The following is a 1,132-nucleotide window of genomic DNA, read 5'->3' on the forward strand; positions in this document are numbered from 1 at the left end:
CAGTCCCTGCTGGGTAACCGTGCGCACCTTGGCCTTGACCGATGCGAGCGCGGTCCTGGTCGGATAGGTGTAGACGGTCGGCTTCCCACTGCCTCGCTTGGGCTGCCGCTGGATGCGAAAGCCCAGAAAGTCGAAGCCCTGGTCGATGGAGACGATCCTGGTCTTCGCCGCCGAAAGGCGCAGGCCCATCGGGGCGAGGACGGCTGCGGCCTCGTCGCGCAGCGCTTCGGCGTGCGCCTGGGTGCCGTGAACCAGGACGACGAAGTCATCCGCGTAGCGGATGAGCCGGTATGTCGCCTGGCCCTTGGCGCGTCGGCGATGCCGTGCGCTGGAGTCACCCATCGCCGCCCAGGCGGCGGTGAAGTGCTCGTCCAGCACGCTGAGAGCGATGTTGGCCAGCAGCGGAGACAGGATGCCCCCCTGCGGCGTGCCGGTGGCCGTGTCCCTGACGGTCTGCTCCTCGCTGAGAATGCCCGCCTTCAGGAACGCCTTCACCAGCGCCAGCACGCGCTTGTCGGCGATCCGTGCCCGCACCCGGTCCATCAGGGCCGGGTGATCGATCGCGTCGAAGCACGCCTCGATGTCCGCGTCGACGACCCACTCGTAGCTGCGTGGGTGAGACGTCCACTGATGAATCTCGGCGATCGCGTCCTGCGCGCGGTGACCGGGGCGGAACCCGTGCGAGCACGGGGCGAAGTCCGCCTCGAAGATCGGCTCCAGGACCAGTTTCAGGGCGGCTTGCACCACCCGGTCCCGAACGGTCGGAATGCCCAGCCGTCGCAGCTTGCCCGACGCCTTGGGGATCATCCGTTCCCGCACCGGCACCGGGGCGAAGTCGCGGGCCTTCAGGTCGGCCCGCAGGTCGGCGAGGAAGACCTCGACTCCGCGCACGTCTTCGATGTAGTGGGCGGTGATGCCGTCCACTCCGGCCGTGCGCGCACCCCGGTTGCTGCGCACCCGCGTCCAGGCCACGGCCAGGACGGCGGGATCGACGACCAGGTTGAACAGGTCGTCAAACCGGCGAGCAGGATCGCTGCCGGCCCACTGGTGCAGCTTGGTCTGGATCTTCAGTACCCGCGCCCGCGCGGCAACCGCGTCGGGTATCGGTGCACCGGTGTTCACCGGCGGCCTC

At 69.1% G+C, this 1,132-nt stretch carries 1 protein-coding gene; it reads right to left on the reverse strand.

Features of this window, described 5'->3' with window-relative positions:
• A partial coding sequence (gene ltrA, locus ACK586_RS25415) for a group II intron reverse transcriptase/maturase (RefSeq protein ID WP_409333317.1) occupies positions 1 to 1,122 on the reverse strand: 1,122 nt, incomplete at its 3' end.
• Between the last annotated feature and the right edge of the window lie 10 nt (positions 1,123 to 1,132).

The sequence above is a fragment of the Trujillonella humicola genome (assembly GCF_046233715.1).
GTDB classification, from domain to species: domain Bacteria; phylum Actinomycetota; class Actinomycetes; order Mycobacteriales; family Geodermatophilaceae; genus Trujillonella; species Trujillonella humicola.